The organism is Turicibacter sp. T129, from assembly GCF_025594975.1.
GTDB classification, from domain to species: Bacteria; Bacillota_I; Bacilli_A; order MOL361; family Turicibacteraceae; genus Turicibacter; species Turicibacter bilis.
On record NZ_JAMQUU010000080.1, the window covers coordinates 1 to 21,308 of the forward strand.

Sequence of the window (21,308 nt, forward strand, 5' to 3'; positions counted from 1 at the left end):
CCATGCCGGGCGCACATAAAAGCTCCCTCATTTGAATCATACTAAGGGAGCTTCGAAAAATACTATCCTAAAATAGATGATAACAGGATAGTCTCTATTTCTTAAATGTAGCTCAACACAAATTTGCATTTGTGACAGTGATGCATATATTCTATACACCCCCAGGTCTATAACCTTAAAGCTTCAGTTATAGCCTTCGGCGGTTATTCCTTTCTTCATACTTCATTGCGCTTACCTCATTATGAATACTCTTAAGAACCGCAGCCTCTACCTTAATTATTTATTATTAAGTTATTAATTATTTTAAAACATTTTCCATTATTTGTAAATAATATCAAACAAACTTAGTATATTCAAATCATTTAGCCTAATATTTCACTAACTCTACAATTAAAACTATATTCAATACCTAATAAATTTATACGGTACATTTCAGTTTTAATTAATTATTTATTACTAACCCAATCAGCCTATCTCATATTATATTAAACCCTAGGTTCTTTTGATTAAGGTTATTAGGGATTTTATTTTGTCGTTGATTAAGATATGATATAAATGATATAGTCATTTTTATCTATAAAGAAATGAGGTGACAAGATGTTTGAAGAGTTTGTGATGCAACCTTTATCTATGCTTTATGAAGATGGAACTTACGATGAAATCCCTTATTGTGCGAATTGTAATCTAGAAGTTGGACCAGGTGGGCGTGTCGATTCACGTTTCCCAATGCAGGATGATTATAATCGTTGTCGTGAATGTGTAGGGAAATAATAAAAACCACTTGCCGCCCTTGAAACGGTAAGTGTTTTTTTTGTTATGACAGATTGTAATATGAAGTGCGATACCTAAAGAAACCTCAATACTAGATTGAGGTTTCTTTTATTCAATTAACGCACGGTATCTAATGTTTCTTTTAAAATTGAGACGGATTTAGTTAATTGTTCGAGTTCTTCTGGACTAATATTTAAGTTAAAGACTTCGCGAATTCCGTTACGATTGACAATCGCAGGCACACCGGTAAAGATATCATGAAGACCATATTCACCATCTAAATAAGCTGACACTGGTAAGACTGAGTTTTCGTCATTTAGGATAGCTTTAACAATACGCGTGATACACATCCCAATTCCGTAATAAGTGGCGCGTTTACGTTCAATAATATGATAAGCAGCATCACGGACGTTGACATAGATTTCTTCTAAATCTTCTCTTTTATATTCTGGATGATCTTTAATAATATCGAAGATTGGTTTGACACCGACGCTTGTATGTGACCATAATGGCGTTTCAGTATCACCATGCTCACCGACAATATAACCGTGAACGTTACGAGGATCGACGTCTAAATATTTACCCATTTGGTATCTTAAACGAGCGGTATCAAGTGTTGTTCCGGTCCCAATGACACGATGTTTTGGTAAACCTGATTCTTGCCAAGCAATATAAGTTAAGACATCAACAGGGTTACTTGCAATTAACAGAATTCCATTAAATCCTGATTGCATAACATTTTTAATAACATCACGCATGATTTTCGCATTTCGTTCAACTAAGGCTAAGCGTGTTTCTCCGGGTTGTTGATTAACACCAGCTGTCACAACAACGATATCGGCTGTTTTACAGTCTGAGTAATCTCCAGCCCAGATTTCAATTTTTTCTGGGCCAAATGGAATCCCGTGATTTAAGTCCATGGCTTCACCAACAGCTTTTTCATGATTAACGTCAATTAGAACTAACTCCTCAGCTCCACCTTGGTTTACCATTGAATACGCAAAGCTCATTCCAACAAATCCTGTACCAACTAATACAACACGTCTAGTTCCAGTCTGCATAGCGACTACCTCCTTTAGTTTTACTTCATTAGTATGTACGAATTAGTCATTTCTAATTGCGAAATTTGTCGAAAACATTAGAGTTATGTTATAGAACTTGGTGATATAATGATTAATAATTATCCACTTTTGAAAGGAGAATAAAGATGTTAGCATTAAGATATACTAAACTAGAAGATATTGAACGTGTCATGGAGATTATTAAACAAGCTCAACAATATTTCAAAGAAAAGGGAATCAATCAATGGCAAAATGGTTATCCAAATGCTAAAGTCATTGAAAATGATATTAAAAATGGACATAGTTTTGTCTTAATAAAAAATAATGAGATTGTTGGAACCATCGCTATTTCTTTTGAAGGAGAAGCTACTTATAATAAAATTTTTGAAGGGGATTGGAAAAGTAATGATAACTATGCCGTCATCCATCGGATTGCAGTTGATCATGAGTTAAAAGGAATCGGGCTCTCATCTGAAATGATTAAACAAACTGAATTAATGTGTAATAAAAAAAGTGTTGGTAGCATTAAAGTCGATACACATGAGGATAACCAAGCGATGCAACGCTCTCTTATAAAAAATGGATTTGATTATTGCGGTGTCATTTATCTAGCTGATGGCAGTAAACGTGTAGCTTTTGAAAAATGTTTATAATGAAATAAAGCCTATATCGAAAATTGATATAGGCTTTATTTTATTTATTATTCAGCTAATTCTTCTACTGGTTGCGGTTTAACAATTTCTTTTTCAATTCCAACAATATTTAAGATTTTTTCTGAGCGTTCTCGCGTTGAACCTGTGATAACTTCATACTTCACATTCTCTGCATTTAAGAAGTTTAAGATTGCATCATCCACCATTTGAGCAACTTCTTCATCCTGCCAACGAACTCCATCTTTTTTATATCCAAATTCACGAGGTACAAAGAAGATATAGTCGTACTGAGGTAAGTCACGAATTGCTAAACTATATAAGTCATTTAAAATCTCAATTTCTTTTTTAGTACGTTTTTTATCTCCAAGCATTAAGCGTCCATAAATATATGGAACAAATGTTGCGTAATCCGTAACTGCATATTCATGTCCATCTAATGCTTTTTCTAAATGTAATTGTCCTAAATAAATTCCGTATTGCTCTGAAATTGATTCGATCATTCCTTTATCACGTAAATAATCGGTACTATATTCAGTCGCAACCCCGACATTAATATCACGGATTTTCATATCCACATATAATTGTTGAATTAACGTTGTTTTACCACATCTTGGTCCACCTAGAATTGCAATTCTTACTGTCATTTTTCACTTCTCCAATGTATAGAAATTTTTCATCATAAGCAGCTCTTTTGAAGTTAAATTATATCAATAAATGAAACTTTTTTCAACGACAATTTGTTTCAAATTAAGACATAATATACCAATTAAAAAGTAAAAAACCTTATCATAAGGATAAGGCTTTATTTATTATTTTTGCGTTGTACGGTATTGAATGGCTAATCCTTTTAAGAAATTACGTAAGTAACGATCGCCACACTCTTTATAATTTTTATGTCCTTCTTTACGAAGTACGGCACTTAATTCGCCCTTTGAAATTTTAACACCCGCTAATCCTAAAATATCAATAACTTCCTCTGACGTTAAAGATAGTGCAATTTTTAATTTCTTTAATACGATATTATTAATGTTATTACGTCTTGTAATACTAACTGGATTTTCAGGTTGTCCAGATTTCTTTTCTTGTGGACCACGTTTAAACGTAATTAATCCATTTAAGAATGCATCTAACATTTTATTGTTACATGGTAAGGTTTCATTACTGTCAGCATCTTGAAAACCAAATTCTTCTTTTACTTTGGTTAACATTTTTTTTACTTCTTCCTCTGTGACTTCTACTCCACCAAGTTTGAAAATTTTAACCATTTGTCCATCTTTTAAGTTTAGTGCATATCGAATACGAATTAAGATATCGTTATTATTCATGTTAGAACCTCCGTTTTTTGATACATCTTTTTTATTATACCAAATTATCTATATAGAAACAGAAATGTATTTTATAATTCTACATTGGTCTCAATTAGAGGCATCTGTTTATTATTTTGAATCATACTAATACTAAATCTATACCTTTCGAAATTCGTTAATTTAATCCCATATTATTTGTAATACTTTTTTAATTTATCGTCCCCTGTTAAAAAATTAATATTCCCCCTAATATAAATAGCTTCTTCTAGCTGCTATATAAAATAAAAAAAGTCATTATAGCCTATTAATGATTCTTTGGACAGTAAAAAGCACTTATCTTTTAGATAAGTGCTTTTTACTATAATGATTTTGGTGTGACTAATTCTAAATGATAGAAATCTTCATAACCATAATCTCCAACATGATTTAAGTAAACACGAATAATGGCACGAATATTTGTACCACAGCTACGAAGTTCATCCTCTAATTCATCACTGTTATGATAGTCAATTAAACGATCTACCACTTCAGCGATTGTTGAGCGATCCAGCTCTAAAAGCTCCACATTAGACTCAATATAACTTCCTTCACGTAAGAACATCACTAAATAATGTTGATCCATCTTCTAAACCTCCTGCTGTCATATTTCCTTTATTATATCATAACTCATATTTTCTTAATCAGTTGAACAATATATTAATGAAACGACTTTTTTCGACACTATTTTCTCTTTTTAGTCGACAAGTTATGTAAATCACAGTATACTTAGAAAGATTTGCAACAAGAAATCTCGCTAAAGGGTGTGAAAATATGCGCTTAAATAAATTTATTAGTGAATCTGGAAAAGCTTCTCGACGTGGAGCTGATAAACTAATTGAAGAAGGACGCGTGAAAATTAACGGTCGTAAAGCTAAAATCGGTGATCAAGTGAAGCCAGGTGATGAGGTTATGGTTAATGGGCAACGTATTCGTTTGGCACGTAACAATGTCTATCTTGCTTTAAATAAACCTGTTGGAATTACATGTACTACTGAGAAAAATGTTAAAGGAAATATCGTTGACTTAGTTAACCACCCATTACGCGTGTTTAATATCGGTCGTTTAGATAAAGATTCAGATGGTTTAATTTTATTAACAAATGATGGTGATATTGTTAATAAAATTTTACGTGCTGAAAACAATCATGAAAAGGAATATATTGTATCTGTTGATAAGCCAATCACACCTGAATTCGTTGAAAAAATGTCTAAAGGCGTTCGTATCCTTGGAACAAAAACATTACCATGTAAAGTTGAACAACTTTCAAAATATGAATTTAAAATTATCTTAACTCAAGGATTAAATCGTCAAATTCGTCGTATGTGTGAAGCATTAGGATATGAAGTTTATCGTCTTCAGCGTGTTCGAATCATGAATATTCACTTAGGTAACTTACCCGTTGGACAATGGCGTGACTTAACTAAGAAAGAAAAAACACGTTTATTCCAAGACTTAAATTATACACCGCAAGAATGGTAGTAAAAACTCGCACCTAATATTAGGTGCGAGTTTTTATTTATATTGAATTGTTGATAGCCCATGCTTAGCACAACAATCATTAGTAATCTTAACGACAAGTTGATGAAGTTTTTCTTCATATAGCTTACGATACATTTCATCTTCTTTCATTGAACTTGAAACAAAAATAATGTGATTATGTAAAACCTTTGAATGTGTGTGTGTAGCAACCACATAATCAGAGTAGTCTTTTAAAAATTGAGTGGCAAACTCGATTCCAATTTGGTGAGCTACCTCTGGTTTAACATACTCATCAACAGGAAATCGTTGCATAATATGATAAGCTGACTCTAGTTGATGAATAGGTTCATTTGTCGTTGTGAATTTATAAATAAGTTCACTATCCCCAGTTTTTTTCTTATCTATGATGGCATCAATTTTCTTATGGTAGTCTTTGGTGATCTTATAAATCTTGATGAATGCCATAGGCTCACTCCCTTTATCAACATGATACATACTTCTACATTATAATACTCCTAAAATTTCTAATTTTCAAACAAATTACGACTTTTTCTCCACTTCGTGTTATTTTTTAATCTGCTTCATTTCGCTTCATTTGTTTCATTAATTCTTTTGTTTTTATATCGCTTTTCATCGATTCACTAATTTTTTGTAAAGCTTTATTGTAAGTAAATGTATCCAGTTGTGTCTGCTTTAAATAACTTAAAGTTAGATGAGGATAACTCACATAGCAAGCGGATATTGCCCATGCGATTGCCATACGAACGTAGTACCCTGAATGCTGAACCTGATCTAATTCCCGAAGAACATCTGTTACATATTGGTTATCTACATAGTAAATTAACAGCATAACAACAGCAAATCTCACTTCAAACTCTTGATCCGACGAAAGATAAGAGGTAATCATAGGCCAAAATTGTTTTTGATACTGCTTCGTAATCTTGAGTCCAGAACAAAAACTATCACAAACAGACCAATTATTAATCTGAGGCACAAAAATTTGAATGTGCTTCATCACTTCATGAATAGAAATATCTTTAATATAGCCAATGACCATCCCTCTTAGCATAATTTCTTCAAAGTAAATATCATCATTTTGGTTCAAAAATTCACGCCAATTTTCTTTTGCGATTTGCTTTGCGATTTTACGTAAGACTGGTAAACGAACACCTAAAATATCCGGTGTTCCCGGAAGCAAACGAGATGAAAACCGCTGATAACTTGGTTCTGCTAATTCTAAAAGTTGTGCTTTAACATTCATATGAAATCCCCTCTAAAGTTAGTAAATACTTTTTCATCTCTAGCCCCGCTGCAAAACCGATGAGTTTTCCATTAGCACCAATCACACGATGACAAGGAATGAGAAGTAAAATAGGATTTTTATTATTTGCCATTCCTATCGCACGCGAAGCTTTTGGACTCCCAATCTGTTCTGCGATTTGTTTATAACTATAAGTTTTTCCACAAGGAATATTTCGAAGGGCTTGCCAAACTTTCTGTTGAAAATGAGTTCCTGCTGGAGCTAATGGTAAGTCGAAAGATTGGCGCAGTCCATTGAAGTATTCATCAAGCTGCTTGACTGCTTCTTTAATTAAGTCCGTCTCTTCTTGAATGGCATTTTCAATTTGTAAAAGATGTGCTAAGTATAAATTTGTAATTCCTCGATCATTGTGTACAATAACTAATTTTCCGATTGGACTTTCATAATAGTGATAATACTTCATTTCTTTCACCTCTTATACAATCTTTAATCCCAAGAGTTGTGCTAATTGAACAGCTTGTTCTGTTGAGACAGTTAACCCCTTTAACTGTTCCATCGGAATGATGACTTGATGAATCTCACACGTCGAGAAATCTAAAGTAGCTAATGAGGTATTAATAAATTCACTTTCAGATAAATTACAAGTATCATAACTTACCTTCCTGTAACTACACTCATTAAAACTACTATTCATCATTTGATTATTAATAAAATTCACCGACTTAAATTTACTGTATGAGAAGTTTGCATAACGTGCAGTATTATCCTTAAATAATGTATTCTGAATACTACTATTTGAAAAATCACTTCCAGTTAAACGACAATTAATAAACTCACAACGATGAATTGTTCCATCCATCAATTTAAGATGAGATAAATCACAGTTATCAAATGTCGTATCTGTTAAATCAATTCGGTCGAATTGACAACTTTCAAAGATTACATTTTTAAAATAACATTTATTTAAATACAATCGATCAATACATTGATCTGTAATCATTGTATTTTCAAATAGAGCTCCTTCAAGATACGGATCATCCATGATGGCTTCCTCAAAAATCAAATCTTCTTTGGAATATTTCATTCGCTTTGGCTTCTGAATTTTTTGCATACTTTCCTTTTCCCCTATGTTATTGTTTATTCCATCATACCATGCACTATCATGATAAAGAAGAAATTCTTTTTTAAAGACAAATTTATCTTTTCCCACACAGTATATCAGTCATTTTCTTTATAAAAATCCGTGCATATTATCTCCTCTAATATAACAGATTTTTTATATCCTCATATTTTCTATATTTACTATTACAAACTAAATGTTTGAAGTTTTTATCATTCCCCCTCCTATAGTCTCAGTAAAATTTTTGTAATGAACAAAATTTACTAAGATTTACATCTTTCTGATTGTTGAATGTTTACAGATTGATTTTCTGCTATACTAATTAAAAAATTAACTCCTTTTTGCGATTATGAGTTAGCTTATATTGTATATCTGCTTTAAAATCACTGAATAACATAACATTCAATCCCTTTTCTTAAAAAAATCCTCTCAATGCTGATTGTTCCATCCTTTCATCTTTTTCCATGTGCCCTTTTGGGAAACACCAATGTCCATTTTTTTTACTTTTTACAGCCAAAAACTCAATCTTATTAAATAAATTTCTATATTTAAACCCAAAAATAATCTAGATATTTTAATTCAGCTTAGTTCTTATAATACTTTGATAGTAAGACTGACTATAGTCATGATAAAAATTTTCCTTATAGAAAATTTATCGTGGCTTATATAACTATAATTACTCCACATGATTTTTCAATATTTATCTTTCTCTCTCCTATATTTTAAATCAACGAAAAATTACCATATATATAATTTTAGATAGAATTATTTTATTAAATATTTCTTCACTTTTGCATTCCCGTTATTAGACGATTATCCTACATAATAAAAGGAGCTATCTCCAAATAACTAAATCTCTCCAGTTATTTTGAAGACTGCTCCTCTATTTCAAGATTATATCAAAATTTAATACTTATTTCATGTATTTGGAAACTTAACAAGTGCCTGGCTTTTTATAATTGGCACTTCCTGTGTTAACTGAATAACTGATTGAATCAATCCTAATAAGTCGGCATTGTTAGCTCCAATAATTCGTTGTTGAATTTGCAGACTATAATAATTTTCATAAGGCTGTTGAATCGGATAAATGGTATTAACAGCTGTTATCATTGGTTGCACTAATTCTTGTCGAATACTAGCATACGGATTAAAATGTCCTCGACTTTCTAGCATAAATGTTTGCCCCGTGGCAGGACACGTCACACCCAATGTTCCGTTCATATTAATATATCCTGCTTGACAGGTTAGTTTTCTTGAGAGGTCTTCTTCATCTAAAATGAGTTTAAGTTTGTTATTTTCTAAGTTATAAAGACGAGCAATGGCATAGTCTCCACTTCCGCCTGTCCGTCCCGTAATAAGAATTTGACTATGATTTGTTTTTAAAAAATCTCCTAAAAATAAGCGAATATCATATCCCGTTAAATCTAATTGAAATCTCAATTTTCTATCATCCATATAATGAATCAACAATTCCAATTGTTGAATGTAAGATTGACTTGGACTATAAGGTGTCCCAAATAAAACGACTTTTTCACAATTATAATCCCCATCTACATCACCATATTGAATACTAATTACAGTTTGGTCAACTTGCATATCCCCCATTCCTCCTCTCATATCTTTAAATTATATGACAGGATTTTGAGAAACATGTTATAATGTGAAAAAATCCATATAAAAGGAGTTGTTTGTTTGAAGCAAACATTATTACTGCAATCCGTCCAATAAGGGAGGATTGACATGCATCCTCCCAGACCTATAACTAATTAGTAGGAGGAACTGAAAATGACATTAATCATTAAATGTGAAGAAAAAACTGAATTTGAAATGATTTATCACTTTATAAAAGAAGCTTTTGAAACAGCGGCTGTTTCTGACGGTACTGAACAAGACTTCGTTAACATGCTTCGCGTGAGTGAAAACTATATTCCTGAACTAGCATTAGTCGCAACAGACAACAAACAATTAATTGGACATATCATGCTTACAAAATTTGCGTTTAAGGGAATGCTTCTTTTAGCCCCACTCACTGTTAAATTAGATTATCGCCATCAAGGAGTTGGAACAAAACTCGTTCAAAAAGCTTTTGAGTTAGCAAAAGAAATGAACTATACGTCAGTCGTTGTATTAGGTGATCCTGATTATTATGGTCGATTTGGATTCAAACCTTCTGTGAACTTTGGTATTACTTGTACAAATGAGATTCCTTCAGAGTATGTTCAAATCGTTGAACTACAAGAAGGAGCACTAGATTCGGTTAATGGAACAATTTCATTCTAAACACGAGAAAAGGGAAATCAATATGATTTCCCTTTATATATATTTTGGATTAATTAAACTACTCGGCTGTTGAATGAACTTTTAATTAAATCTTTGATTTGAACTCCACCATTGGATTTTCTAAATGCTGATTTACAATATAGCCTCCTTCTTCATTTGGCTTTGAAGATATCGCTTTAATACAATATACTCATCCTCTTTTTAAAATCTCAACTCTATTTTAAAAAAGTTATTCACCGTAGCCCATCTCTACGACAAATAACTTTTACTCATATACTATGATTAAAAAAAACGATCCACTTGTATTAGACATACACTTCCCACTTAGAGAGTAGTAATTTAGAATAGAACCATTCATCAACGAATGTGAATGTTAGGGTACATCGGGTAATGTACATTCATATCATTTAAAAATAGTAATCTATTCTATATTCACTCTCTCTAGTTACAGTATATCGAACACTGTCGAATTATCCAAGTGTGCAAACGCAAACAATGAGATGAATTATCAATATAAGAATCCATTATCGCATACTTCTAAGATTTAAGCTATATTTTTTGCTAATTTTTGCTATAATTAATAGAATAAATGATATAAACGATGTATCTTTTCATCTAATGTTTGAACACTAAAGATCCCTGCTTCTTTAATATATGGTTTTTCATCAATCGTTACCACGATAGCTGGAACAGAAAAAATATTAAAAGATGCTGCAAGTTCTGCTTGTGTATCTACATTAATGAGATGAAGTTTAATTTCAGGATACTGTTTTAATAATTGTTCCACTTTAGGAAATAGTGCAAGACATGCACTACACCTAGAACTTTTAAAATAGTGCAGAGTCATCATAAAATCATCCTTTCTTTTTAAATTTATGCTATCAATTTCTAGTGTTATTAATATCAAATGGGGGGCCTGTATGAAAGTCAAATATTTAATCATTGCTGCCATTACAACTTTTTTAATTATTAAATTACCACTCAAGCCATATGTTATTGTTCACCAATATGATAATTATCTTGACATAGCACTAGAACATATCGATTTAACTGGGGTGGATATTCCTTTCATAGTAGAGACAGTTGATACTGCAGGTGGATATGAGGTTCAACTCAACTGGAAAGAGGTTTTAACACTAATTGCGATTAATCGAGAGAATAATTTATATAATCTTGATGAAACGATAATCAAAACAGCAGCTTCTCGATTCATTGATGGAGAGAGAGTAAAATCCCTAGATGAAGTGTTAGTCGATTCTCTTTACACGAATGAAGAACGTGAGCGTGCTAAGACATATATGGAGGACTTAAAATATGAAGGTTATACCCCTCATAAATTACAGCCTTCTGCGAAGGAAACTTTATTTATTAATCAGTTAGTTAATCCCGCTAAAATCAATTATAGAAAAACAGGGATTTTACCGTCAATTACAATTGCTCAAGCTATTCTAGAATCTAACTGGGGCCAATCTGAATTAAGTCGTAATGAGTATAACCTCTTCGGAATTAAAGCGGATGATTCTTGGGATGGAGATTATGCTACTTACACAACGACAGAGTATGATAATGAAGTAATTGATGCAGATTTTCGTGAATATGATAATTGGCTGGCTTCAATCGAGGACCATGCGAACTTCTTATTAAATAATGAATGTTATCATGAAGCAGGTGTATTTGATGCCAAAAATTATCGCATTCAAGCTAAAGCAATTGAAGTGGGGGGATATAGTACAGCTGTGGACATCGCTGGAAATCTTGAGTATGCAAAACGACTTTGCGAACTAATCCGTCAATATAACTTACAACTTCTTGATCATGAAGTTATGCATAATTAAATGTATCGATTATTTATTACAGGAGATGTTTAGTCGACTGATTATTAATTACTTTTCCTATTTCAATGAAATTTTTTAAAGCAAAAAAGGAACCGATTTTTAAATCAGTTCCTTTTTTTGCTTTAGTCGCTAAATACAAACAGAAATAATTTCTACATTTACGATAGCAATCTAAATATTTGATAGTTATACCCCTCAAGTCAGACTATAGTCTGGGGGCCACCTATGCTACGGAGTAAGTTTAAGAACTCGTAGCTTTCCTCCCCTGATAGGGCTTGGGTCACCTAGCGATTTCTGAAAGAAATCTAATCCTCCACTACTAGGGCTTTAGTTTTTATCGTGCAAAAAACTTAAATAGACTTATATAAATTATTTTTCGTTTTATATATAAATCGCTTTTGATAAGATGAGACACTTTTAAAATCCTACTTTGCACCAGTGATATTTTTATGTTTAAATAGTTACTCCCCTATTTGACTCTTAGCAAATTTTAAAAAGTTTAAATATTTTTCTTTTTGTAAAGATGATTTTAAATAGATAAAATTGAATTCGCGATTGAGATTAATTCCTTCAACTTGAATTTGTTTTAATTCTTTTCTTTCTAATTCCTCTTTAACGGCTTCTTTATAAATAAACGTCACACCATGATTTTGTTTGATTAGATACTTCAAAAGTTTTAAATTTCCAATTTCATCAAGCTGTTTAAATTGGTTAAGTGAACTATTCGTATTAGCTAGCAATTTCTCTAAGATGTCTCGACTTCCTGATCCAACCTCACGGATAATGAGTCGTTGCTTTTTTAATTCCTCTAGTGTGATGACTTCATCTAAGGGGCTATTAGCTGCTGCTACTAAAATGAACTCATCCTTCTTAAGTAAATGATGCTCGAATTGCTCTTTATCAAAATATCCTTCGATAAAGGCAAATTCTATTTTACCTTTTAAAAGAGCATCGATTAAATGAGTTGTATTTTGAACTTTAAAGTTAAGTTGAATATCTGGAAACCTCTTTAGATAAGCATCTAAGATGGTCGGCATGACATAGTCTGCTATCGTTAAGGTTGCCCCAAAATTAAGTCGCACTTGTTTTGTTTTTAATTCATACATCTCTGTTTCGGTTGATTTTAATAAAGCCTGTGTTTTTAATGCATACTGTAAAAGAACCTGTGCTGATTCTGTAAGTCGCATCTTCTTCCCTTCATAAACTAATAATTTAGTATTATACGTTTCTTCTAAATATTTAATATGCTGGGTTACTGCGGGTTGGGTTAAACAAAGATGCTGGGCTGTTTTAGTTAAACTTCTTGTTTCGCACACATCAATAAATGTGAGCAATCGATAATCAATCATACTCCACCTACTATAAGAAATATTTATATTTGTATAAAAATGTATAATTTTTATTATATCAATTTACATGGTATTGTAAAGATACAATAAAAATTAGGAGGAGTTTTATGAAAAAAATTTTACCTGGTGTACTTCTTTCATTAGCAATTGCAATTATTGCAACGATTTTAAATCAATATGTTCATATCATTGGGGCGAGTGTATTTGCACTTTTAATGGGGATGGCTATTAACTTTTTCATGAAAGACACTACGACATACAAAGCTGGAATTACTTTTAGCTCAAAAAAACTTTTAAAAGTTGCCATTGTCTTATTAGGAACAAGCTTAAGTGTTAGCCAAATTATTCATGTTGGTAAATACTCACTTGTTGTTATGGTCTTCACTTTAGCGGCAGCATTTGGATTCGGTTATCTATTCGGAAAACTATTTAAAATGGACTGGAAACTTAGTTCATTAATTTCAGCTGGAACGGGAATTTGTGGTGGAACAGCAGTTGCCACTTTATCACAAGTTATTGATGCAGATGATTCAGACGTCGCGTATGCTATTTCTGCAACATTTATTTTTGATGTTGTCATGGTTATCTTATTCCCTATTATGGGTGCGGCTCTTGGGCTAAGTGATATGGCCTTTGGATTATGGGCTGGTACAGCCGTAAATGATACATCTTCAGTTGTTGCAGCGGGATATGCCTATAGTGATGCAGCGGGTGATTTCGCAACGATCGTAAAATTAACACGTACGTTATCAATTATTCCTGTCGTATTAGCATTCTCATATTTAAATGAAAAATTAAAAATGAAACAAAATGCAGGTGCAGCAGTTGAGCAAAAGAAAGTTAACCTCAAAAAGATTTTCCCTTGGTTCATTTTATTATTCTTAGGAGCTGCTTTATTAAATAGTGTTGGTATTATTCCAGCAGCATTAAGTTCAACTCTTTCAACATTAAGTAAATTCTTTATGGTTATGGCATTAGCTGCAATCGGATTAAAAACAGATATTCGTGATGTAACAAAATCTGGTTTCCTTCCTATGCTTCATGGATTCATTATTTCAGCCATTGTTGTAATTGTGGCATTATTAGTTCAAGTTTTATTAGGACAAGTCTAATAACATAATTTAAAACCTCACTGATAGTATTCTGATTTTCACATTCAGTACTATCTTGTGAGGCTTTTTTTATTATTTGAGGTAATCTATTTTACAATTGATCTAAACTCTTCTATGCTATTAACCATCTCAACTGAAATATGAGCAGAGCAGAATACAGATAAATCCATTTTCACCCTCACTCATTCAAATCACTTTTTCTGATAGTCAATTAAAATAATCCGCTAATTATTTAACAGGCTTCCCATGCGAATTTCCTTGTTTCATCATTTCAAAATGATCATACTAAGAAAAAACAATCTTAGGATTAAAGAAACTAATTTTTTATTTAATTTTTCACTTCAGTGATTTTCATATATCCTAATCAATACAAACACCTTAAAAGATTCACCTTTACATGACTCTAATTTCTCCATCAAATGACTACTTCCTAAACGAACCTTTTCTTCCTCAATTAACTTCTTATTGAATACTTTATAATTTTTTGTCTCTGATAGCTCTTTTATTTAAAAATTCATCTGACACAAATCAATAAACCTCTAGTACTTTATCGCAAGCAATAGCACATGATTCACAAGCTTGTGCACAACGTAAACAATGTTGATAAGTATGTGCATGTTTCATACATTCGACACTACAAACACGACAGATCTCTGCGCACACTTGACAAAGTTGATTCTTAAAGTTTGTTTGTGACGATAAAGCTTTTGCAACAAAAGAACAAATATCAGCACAATCTTTTGTTAAATGAATACAATGAGCAAAAGGCTCCATATGATCATCAATTAAACACGCATTAAAACAAAAGTTACACGCCTTCATACATGCTAAACATTCATCTACACATTCTTGATAACGAGTTGACATTTGATTTCCTCCGCACTCAAACAATTTTCTGTTATTTTAGTATGTGCGACTCTCTACAATCTCTATACGCAAAATTAAATGTTAATCATACAGTCTTTGCTGATTTAGTCACCTAACTATATTTAATACTAAATAAAATCTAGCTTTAAAAGCTCATGATCTTTTCTAATTTTAGTGAAGTATATATTAAGCAATTGAGGATATTTAACCTGAATAATCGCTTGAATTAATGCCTTTATGTCGACGTTTGGTATCGGTGGCATAGTTACCCTAATGACAATAGAATTTGGTTTAGGAATGGCAAGACTCACCATAGCAAGAATAGTTGCTGTAATCTTTTTCTGATCAACTTCTAACATTTGATTATTTTTTACTACTAAATAGCAGATTTTCACTTTTATCGCCCCTGTTCTTCAATTTACCTTTAGAATTAAATGACACTATTTATTATCATTCTATTAACTATCCCTTTGTCTGTTTATATGAAAAGTTTATGTTCTTAATAAACAATTATGCTGATAAAACTACAATCAATTGGATTTAATACGTTTTCTTTCCAAAAACAGATAAATTGTATTATATACCGGCAAAATAGTTCGATAAAATTAGTCGGCATAAAAAAGAGAGCCTATATTTTTATAAGCTCTCTTTCTTATTCAATTAATCCACTGATTTTAGGGACTCAACCATTTCTACTCGTTTTAATTTATAATACATCGCGAAGTTAACAAGTGCAGCAAATACAAAGGTTAATCCCGCTGCATACACATAACTTAATCCACGAATTTGGCGACCAAACATCATCATATCCATTTCAACTGTTGTCATAACAAATAGATGTAGCAACACCCCTAATCCAAGCCCAACGAACGTTCCAATTAAGGTTAAAATAATGTTCTCACGATAAATATAAGCAGATACTTCATTATCATAAAATCCTAACACTTTAATTGTGGCAATTTCGCGCATACGCTCAGAAATGTTGACATTCGTTAAGTTGTATAATACGACAAAAGCTAAAGCTCCAGCTGAGACAATCAATAAGATAATGACGTAGTTCAAGTTGTGAATCATATCATTAAAGCTTGATTTTAACGTTGAAACCCAACTAATACCGCTGACTTCCTCTAAAGCCATTAGCTCACTTGAAAGATCAGATTGTATAGCCTCATCCTCTAGAGAAGAAATAGCAACTAACTGATTAAAGCTTAATTGTTTATCAAATAATTGCTCATAATATGATTTTGATAAATAAATGTAATGAGAAATATAGTTCTCAGTAATTCCTGAAATTAAAACCTCGACTTTTTTTCCATCAGCATTTTCAAGTGTAATGTGATCGCCAACTTTAACATTTAACTGTTTGGCTATCTTTTCTGTCAAAATAGCTCCTTCATCAGTTAAACTAAAATCCATCGCTGTTTTACGATTTTGGAAATGAATAAACTGACTTAAGTCATCCAAATTCTCAGGAATAAAAATCGTAATATCTTTTTCTTCATCGTTGGCCAATAGTTTACCATTTTCACTCGTTGTTAAAAGTGACCCGACAATGCGTTCATCCTTGTTTAAAGAGCTTACTACATTAGCTTGATCCTCTTCCGTACTTTCACGATTAAACGTTAATGTCATATCATATAGGAATAACGTTCCAAATTGTTTATCCACAATCGTACGAATCGAGTCTTTTAGACCAAATCCTGTTAATAATAGAGCTGTACATCCTGCAATTCCAAACACTGTCATAAAGAAACGTTTTTTATAACGGAAAATATTTCGAACCGTTACCTTTCCAATAAAGCTCAGGCGATTCCAAATAAATGGAATACGTTCAAGTAAAATACGTTTCCCCTCTTTTGGAGCTTTTGGCCTCATTAAGATAGATGGGGTTTCAACAAGTTCTGAATTGACAGCAAAATAAGCTGATAAGGTTGTGACTCCAACTGCAATTAACAATGCTGTTAAAATAAGTGACCAACTAAAGACAATAATCGTTTCTGGTAACACATACATCATTGAATACGCATCAATTACAACAGTTGGAAAAACATAGTTTCCAACAACTGCTCCAATGATACTTCCGGTTAAACTTGCTAAACCAGCATAAATTAAAAACTTAGAAGCAATTTTCCACTTACCATATCCTAATGCTTTTAACGTTCCAATATTCATTCGTTGCTCATCAACCATTCGTGTCATCGTTGTTAAACAAACGAGCGCAGCAACCATAAAGAAGAAAACTGGAAACACTTGAGAAATAGCATGGATACTTTCAGCTGCTCCTTTATAATCAACAAAGGAATAATGTTTATTACGGTCTAAAACATACCATTCAGGAGAAGCGATATCTTGAATCTGTTGCTTGGCATCGGCTAACTTTTCTTCAGCTTCGGCAAATCCTGACTCAGCCTCTGCTTTAGCTTCCTCATACTGTTTCTGACCTTCAGCTAAGTCAGCTTCTCCTTTGGTAAGCTCCGCTTCAGCCTTGTCAAATTGTTGATTCGCTTTAGCTATTTCATCTTCAAGATTAGCTTTTTGCGTATTTAATTCCTGACGAGAAGCCACAAGTGTTTGCTTCGTTGTCAACAACTGTTGTTCCCCGTTAATTAAAGCTTGTTCATTTTGCTCAAGCTCTGCTTTTCCAGCTGCTAACGCAGTTATTCCACTTTGATACTGTTCTTCAAGTGGCGTTAATTGAGCCTGAATACCAGCCTTTTGTTCTTCTGTGAGCATCGGACTTTCTAAACTAGCTTTCATTTGATCTATAGCTGTTTTTAATTGATTTAATTGTTCTTCACGTTGACTAATTTCTTGTTTGGCTTCCTCAATTTTTGCCCAAGCACTCTCTTTATTGGCATAAAACTCATTATAAGCTTGATTAAATTCAGCTTCACCTTTTGTTAACTCCGCTTCTCCATTGGCAATTTGTTTTTTAGCGTCAGCAATGGTTTGTTCAAATTCTGCTTTCTTTAAAGTAAGTTCCGATTTTCCTGACTCAATCGTTGTTTTAGCTTCCTCTAACTCATAAGCAGCTTTTTGTAATTGTTCTAAAGCCTCTGATTTTTTCTCTTCATATTCTTGACGATTTTTATCTAATTCCTCATTAGCCTCAGTAATAACTTCATCGTAACGTTTTTGAGTTTGCGTATCTGCTAATGTTTCAATGGAAGAAATAAGTGGTTTCAGCGCCTCCTCATATCTCTTACTAAATGTATCAAGCGATAAAACATCACTTGCTGTGACAAAGATTTCAGTATAAATATCTAATTTAAAATCTTCCTGTGGAATCATAATGAAACTTGAGATCTCACCATTTCCGATTGTCGTACTTCCTTTATCAAATGATAAATAATAGGGCGTCTCAACAATTCCGACAACGGTATATTCTGTTGTTTTCAAGTTATCACTTAATGCTGTGTCTGTTCCTGATTCAAGGGTAATGGTTGAACCAATCTCGATTGATTCAAAATAGGCATTCCGTTCAACAACCGCCTCTCCTGATTTCTCAGGTAGTCGCCCTTCAATGACACGGACTTGATTAATATAATTCGGATCATCTAAACTTAAGTCAATTGGCAATGCATGAACTTTTAAAACTAACTCTTGATTATGATAGTTCGTTAATACATCTTGTGAATAAGTTGGAAAAATCCCTTCAATTCCTTCTAACTTGGCAAGGGCATTGACATCTTCTTGTGTAAAACCAAAGGTTGAAACAAGTCTTAAATCCATCATATTATAGTCATCATAATATTGATCAACCGTCTTTTCCATAGATAGCGGTGATGATTTAATTCCCACGAAAAAGGCAACCCCTAAGGCACAAATCATGAGAATAGATAAGAAACGACCTATCGATTTCTTAATATCACGAATGGTATCTTTTGTTAAACTCTTACTCATGATTACCACTCAATCCTTTCGACTGGAGTTGGATTTTCATTGATTTCAATACTTGAGACTTTTCCATTTCGAACATGGATTACTTTATCTCCCATTGGTGCGATGGCTAAGTTATGGGTAATCATCACAACGGTCATCCCCATATTACGACATGTATCCTGTAATAATTTCAAAATTGCTTTCCCGGTATTATAGTCTAATGCACCTGTTGGTTCATCACACAGTAATAATTTTGGATTTTTAGCGAGTGCCCGTGCAATTGCGACACGTTGTTGTTCTCCACCTGACATTTGTGCGGGGAAATTATTTTTACGATGACCAAGCCCAACTGCTTCTAATACTTCATGCACATCTAATGGATTTTCACAAATTTGTGTTGCTAACTCGACATTCTCAATCGCGGTTAAGTTTTGAACTAAGTTATAGAACTGAAAAACGAATCCAATATCATGACGACGATAAGTGATTAACTCTTTATTATTATAATTACTTATCTCATTCCCACCGACTGAAATTGTCCCACTACTTGCAGTGTCCATTCCACCTAAAATATTAAGTACCGTACTTTTACCGGCTCCGCTGGCTCCAGCAACAACGACGAATTCACCTTTATCGATTGAAAAATTAACACCACTTAAGGCTTCAATCTCAACCTCGCCCATCTTATAAACTTTCTTTACATCTTTAAAAGTAATATAGTTCTTCATCTCACCCACTCCTCTTTGTTGATTGACTTTTATCATTAACTCTATTATGATGGACTTCAAAGTGAGATACAATACTCAATGTTCATTTTCGTGCCGATTAATCAACAATAAGGCAGAATCTGTTGATTAATATTATTGGGAGGAAGGATTGAAGCATGAAATTAGAAGATCGCCGTGTACGTCGCACAAAGCAATTAATTAAACAAAGCTTAATTGAGTTGATGCACGAAAAACCATTTAAAGATATCACCGTTAAAGATATCACAGAACGAGCAGACTTAAATCGAGGAACCTTTTATTTACATTATGTTGATATCTACGATCTCCTTTCTAAAATTGAAGACGAAACATTACAAGCCATTGAAGAGATGATGCTAGATTATCGATGCAAAATCAATATGCCATCCTGTTATGAATTATTAGATGAATTATTCTCATATATTGAAGATAACCGTGACTTATTTGAAGTTTTATTACACTCACAATCAGAAGGAATTTTTCTCAATAAACTTCAATATTTAATTAAAACAATGGGACTTGATTTAATGAATATGATTTATAAGGACACTTCACGTCCTCATTACTGTTACTTTTTATCATTCGTTTTAAATGGTGTTTTAGGGGTAACTGAACAGTGGTTTAATAATGGAATGGATATGAGTTCAACTGAAATGGCAACCATGATTGATCATTTCATCATGGATGGAATTTCTATTTTAGCCAAATTATAATTTTTCATTTTTTATATTGTTTAATCTATCAAAACATGATATTCTATTCACTCAACCCCTTGCGTTAAGACAAGGAATGTTTCGAGGTTGAAGGAAAAGAACAATTTCCACGTACTGTTCTTTATGTGTTGTTAAGATCATCGTCGGTAATGATGATCGCCGAAGCATTCACAAAAAGAAAGTAATTACCATATAAGTTAATTACGAGCGCTTTTTCATAAATAGAGCTCAGATTGCAAACATAAATGATGAGATAAAACTCTTCACAGAAACCAATATGAAGGCTAATTTCTCACCTTAATGAGAAAACGCGGCCACTAGGCTCTGTTTATTTTTCTTGTTTAAACGCAATATGCGTTTTATAGGAAGAAGGCCTGTAAAACCTTTGGGGTTAATTAAAAACACCAAAGGAGGAATTTGAAATGAAACAAATTCAAATGTTAAAAGATGCAGCAAAAGGATTAGTAATTGGAACAGCTTTATTCTATATTACACCTCAAGTCATCGAAGTCATTGCACACATGACTGCTGTTAAATAATAAAATAAAAACCTGATGAATTCATCAGGTTTTTATTTTCCCCCTCTCTTTAAATTTTTAAAGAAAAAAATTTAGTTATAGTTCATTTGTAACTATTCAGCCACCAAGTAAACGAATTCCGTTTCTTGGTGTTTTTGTTAATGATATGTAGCTCTCGTGAATAACTTACCTATTTGTAAGATTTACGTTATAATATCCTTACTATTCCAACTTTAGAAGAAGGTGTCATCTCATGTCAGAATCTCAAATCATCAAATTTTATCAGGAGGGTATACAATCCGTAATTATTTAATT

The 21,308-nt window shown here is 32.6% G+C and carries 23 protein-coding genes and 1 riboswitch; of the genes, 7 read left to right on the forward strand and 16 right to left on the reverse strand.

Translation table 11 applies throughout. The features are described from left to right. Positions 1 to 100: 100 nt before the first annotated feature. A riboswitch (Lysine riboswitch) is annotated at positions 101 to 278 on the reverse strand. A gap of 319 nt (positions 279 to 597) precedes the next feature. Then, positions 598 to 771, forward strand: coding sequence for a hypothetical protein (locus NEH75_RS12050; protein ID WP_156343916.1), 174 nt, complete (start codon positions 598 to 600; stop codon positions 769 to 771). Between the two features lie 116 nt (positions 772 to 887). Here the strand turns inward: NEH75_RS12050 and NEH75_RS12055 are convergent, their stop codons facing one another. Then, the gene (locus tag NEH75_RS12055) at positions 888 to 1,832 is read right to left on the reverse strand and encodes an L-lactate dehydrogenase (RefSeq protein WP_055243267.1); all 945 of its coding nucleotides are present in this window, start codon (positions 1,830 to 1,832) and stop codon (positions 888 to 890) included. Positions 1,833 to 1,978: 146 nt separating this feature from the next. Here NEH75_RS12055 and NEH75_RS12060 point away from each other — a divergent pair, with 146 nt between their 5' ends. Then, a complete protein-coding gene (locus NEH75_RS12060) occupies positions 1,979 to 2,485 on the forward strand; it encodes a GNAT family N-acetyltransferase (RefSeq protein WP_055305484.1) in 507 nt (168 codons plus the stop codon). Between the two features lie 47 nt (positions 2,486 to 2,532). Here NEH75_RS12060 and NEH75_RS12065 read toward each other — a convergent pair whose 3' ends face one another. The 3 genes from NEH75_RS12065 to NEH75_RS12075 form a co-directional block, all read right to left on the reverse strand. Beyond that, positions 2,533 to 3,129, reverse strand: a complete 597-nt coding sequence (locus tag NEH75_RS12065; RefSeq protein WP_055243269.1) for an ATP-binding protein — start codon at positions 3,127 to 3,129, stop codon at positions 2,533 to 2,535. A 165-nt stretch (positions 3,130 to 3,294) separates the two neighbouring features. Next, positions 3,295 to 3,810 carry a DUF1456 family protein gene (locus tag NEH75_RS12070; protein WP_055243270.1) on the reverse strand — a complete coding sequence of 172 codons (516 nt, stop codon included), beginning with the start codon at positions 3,808 to 3,810 and terminating at the stop codon, positions 3,295 to 3,297. 340 nt (positions 3,811 to 4,150) lie between these two features. Continuing rightward, entirely contained in the window at positions 4,151 to 4,414 is a 264-nt protein-coding gene (locus NEH75_RS12075; RefSeq protein WP_055243271.1) for a hypothetical protein, read from the reverse strand. 188 nt (positions 4,415 to 4,602) lie between these two features. On the opposite strand from NEH75_RS12075, the gene rluF reads away from it, so the two are divergent. Further along, positions 4,603 to 5,310, forward strand: coding sequence for a 23S rRNA pseudouridine(2604) synthase RluF (gene rluF, locus NEH75_RS12080; protein ID WP_055305485.1), 708 nt, complete (start codon positions 4,603 to 4,605; stop codon positions 5,308 to 5,310). A gap of 33 nt (positions 5,311 to 5,343) precedes the next feature. Here rluF and NEH75_RS12085 read toward each other — a convergent pair whose 3' ends face one another. The 6 genes from NEH75_RS12085 to NEH75_RS12105 form a co-directional block, all read right to left on the reverse strand. After that, the gene (locus NEH75_RS12085) at positions 5,344 to 5,775 is read right to left on the reverse strand and encodes a relaxase/mobilization nuclease domain-containing protein (protein ID WP_172676272.1); all 432 of its coding nucleotides are present in this window, start codon (positions 5,773 to 5,775) and stop codon (positions 5,344 to 5,346) included. A 106-nt stretch (positions 5,776 to 5,881) separates the two neighbouring features. Next, complete coding sequence (locus NEH75_RS12090) at positions 5,882 to 6,571, reverse strand: DNA alkylation repair protein (RefSeq protein WP_055305487.1); 690 nt, start codon at positions 6,569 to 6,571, stop codon at positions 5,882 to 5,884. Next, a complete protein-coding gene (locus NEH75_RS12095) occupies positions 6,561 to 7,034 on the reverse strand; it encodes a methylated-DNA--[protein]-cysteine S-methyltransferase (RefSeq protein ID WP_055305488.1) in 474 nt (157 codons plus the stop codon). The genes NEH75_RS12090 and NEH75_RS12095 overlap by 11 nt, the downstream gene beginning before the upstream one ends. Before the next feature lie 12 nt (positions 7,035 to 7,046). Beyond that, positions 7,047 to 7,682: a pentapeptide repeat-containing protein gene (locus NEH75_RS12100; RefSeq protein ID WP_055243276.1), complete on the reverse strand. Its 636-nt coding sequence runs from the start codon at positions 7,680 to 7,682 to the stop codon at positions 7,047 to 7,049. Between the two features lie 424 nt (positions 7,683 to 8,106). Then, complete coding sequence (locus NEH75_RS13670) at positions 8,107 to 8,208, reverse strand: NUDIX hydrolase (protein ID WP_172676273.1); 102 nt, start codon at positions 8,206 to 8,208, stop codon at positions 8,107 to 8,109. A 401-nt stretch (positions 8,209 to 8,609) separates the two neighbouring features. Further along, positions 8,610 to 9,287, reverse strand: coding sequence for a hypothetical protein (locus NEH75_RS12105; RefSeq protein WP_055305489.1), 678 nt, complete (start codon positions 9,285 to 9,287; stop codon positions 8,610 to 8,612). A gap of 189 nt (positions 9,288 to 9,476) precedes the next feature. On the opposite strand from NEH75_RS12105, the gene NEH75_RS12110 reads away from it, so the two are divergent. After that, positions 9,477 to 9,971: a GNAT family N-acetyltransferase gene (locus NEH75_RS12110; protein ID WP_055305490.1), complete on the forward strand. Its 495-nt coding sequence runs from the start codon at positions 9,477 to 9,479 to the stop codon at positions 9,969 to 9,971. A 577-nt stretch (positions 9,972 to 10,548) separates the two neighbouring features. Here NEH75_RS12110 and NEH75_RS12115 read toward each other — a convergent pair. Continuing rightward, entirely contained in the window at positions 10,549 to 10,821 is a 273-nt protein-coding gene (locus NEH75_RS12115) for a thioredoxin family protein (protein WP_147614363.1), read from the reverse strand. A gap of 70 nt (positions 10,822 to 10,891) precedes the next feature. Here NEH75_RS12115 and NEH75_RS12120 point away from each other — a divergent pair, with 70 nt between their 5' ends. Then, the gene (locus tag NEH75_RS12120) at positions 10,892 to 11,806 is read left to right on the forward strand and encodes a glycoside hydrolase family 73 protein (RefSeq protein WP_055305492.1); all 915 of its coding nucleotides are present in this window, start codon (positions 10,892 to 10,894) and stop codon (positions 11,804 to 11,806) included. Positions 11,807 to 12,267: 461 nt separating this feature from the next. On the opposite strand, the gene NEH75_RS12125 is transcribed toward NEH75_RS12120, so the two are convergent. After that, a complete protein-coding gene (locus tag NEH75_RS12125) occupies positions 12,268 to 13,155 on the reverse strand; it encodes a LysR family transcriptional regulator (protein WP_055305493.1) in 888 nt (295 codons plus the stop codon). 107 nt (positions 13,156 to 13,262) lie between these two features. Between NEH75_RS12125 and NEH75_RS12130 the strand changes: the two genes are divergently transcribed. Beyond that, positions 13,263 to 14,267 carry a YeiH family protein gene (locus tag NEH75_RS12130; protein ID WP_055245088.1) on the forward strand — a complete coding sequence of 335 codons (1,005 nt, stop codon included), beginning with the start codon at positions 13,263 to 13,265 and terminating at the stop codon, positions 14,265 to 14,267. Between the two features lie 528 nt (positions 14,268 to 14,795). On the opposite strand, the gene NEH75_RS12135 is transcribed toward NEH75_RS12130, so the two are convergent. From NEH75_RS12135 to NEH75_RS12150, 4 genes are all read right to left on the reverse strand, one after another. Continuing rightward, positions 14,796 to 15,134 (reverse strand): four-helix bundle copper-binding protein, encoded by a 339-nt coding sequence (locus NEH75_RS12135; RefSeq protein ID WP_055245090.1) that lies wholly within the window; start codon positions 15,132 to 15,134, stop codon positions 14,796 to 14,798. A gap of 128 nt (positions 15,135 to 15,262) precedes the next feature. Further along, entirely contained in the window at positions 15,263 to 15,529 is a 267-nt protein-coding gene (locus NEH75_RS12140; protein WP_055245092.1) for a hypothetical protein, read from the reverse strand. Between the two features lie 265 nt (positions 15,530 to 15,794). Next, positions 15,795 to 19,037, reverse strand: coding sequence for an FtsX-like permease family protein (locus tag NEH75_RS12145; protein ID WP_070099791.1), 3,243 nt, complete (start codon positions 19,035 to 19,037; stop codon positions 15,795 to 15,797). Positions 19,038 to 19,039: 2 nt separating this feature from the next. Beyond that, the gene (locus tag NEH75_RS12150; RefSeq protein ID WP_055245095.1) at positions 19,040 to 19,744 is read right to left on the reverse strand and encodes an ABC transporter ATP-binding protein; all 705 of its coding nucleotides are present in this window, start codon (positions 19,742 to 19,744) and stop codon (positions 19,040 to 19,042) included. Between the two features lie 155 nt (positions 19,745 to 19,899). Between NEH75_RS12150 and NEH75_RS12155 the strand changes: the two genes are divergently transcribed. Then, on the forward strand, positions 19,900 to 20,475 hold the full coding sequence (locus NEH75_RS12155; protein WP_055245097.1) for a TetR/AcrR family transcriptional regulator: 576 nt from the start codon (positions 19,900 to 19,902) through the stop codon (positions 20,473 to 20,475). The last annotated feature ends 833 nt before the right edge of the window (positions 20,476 to 21,308 follow it).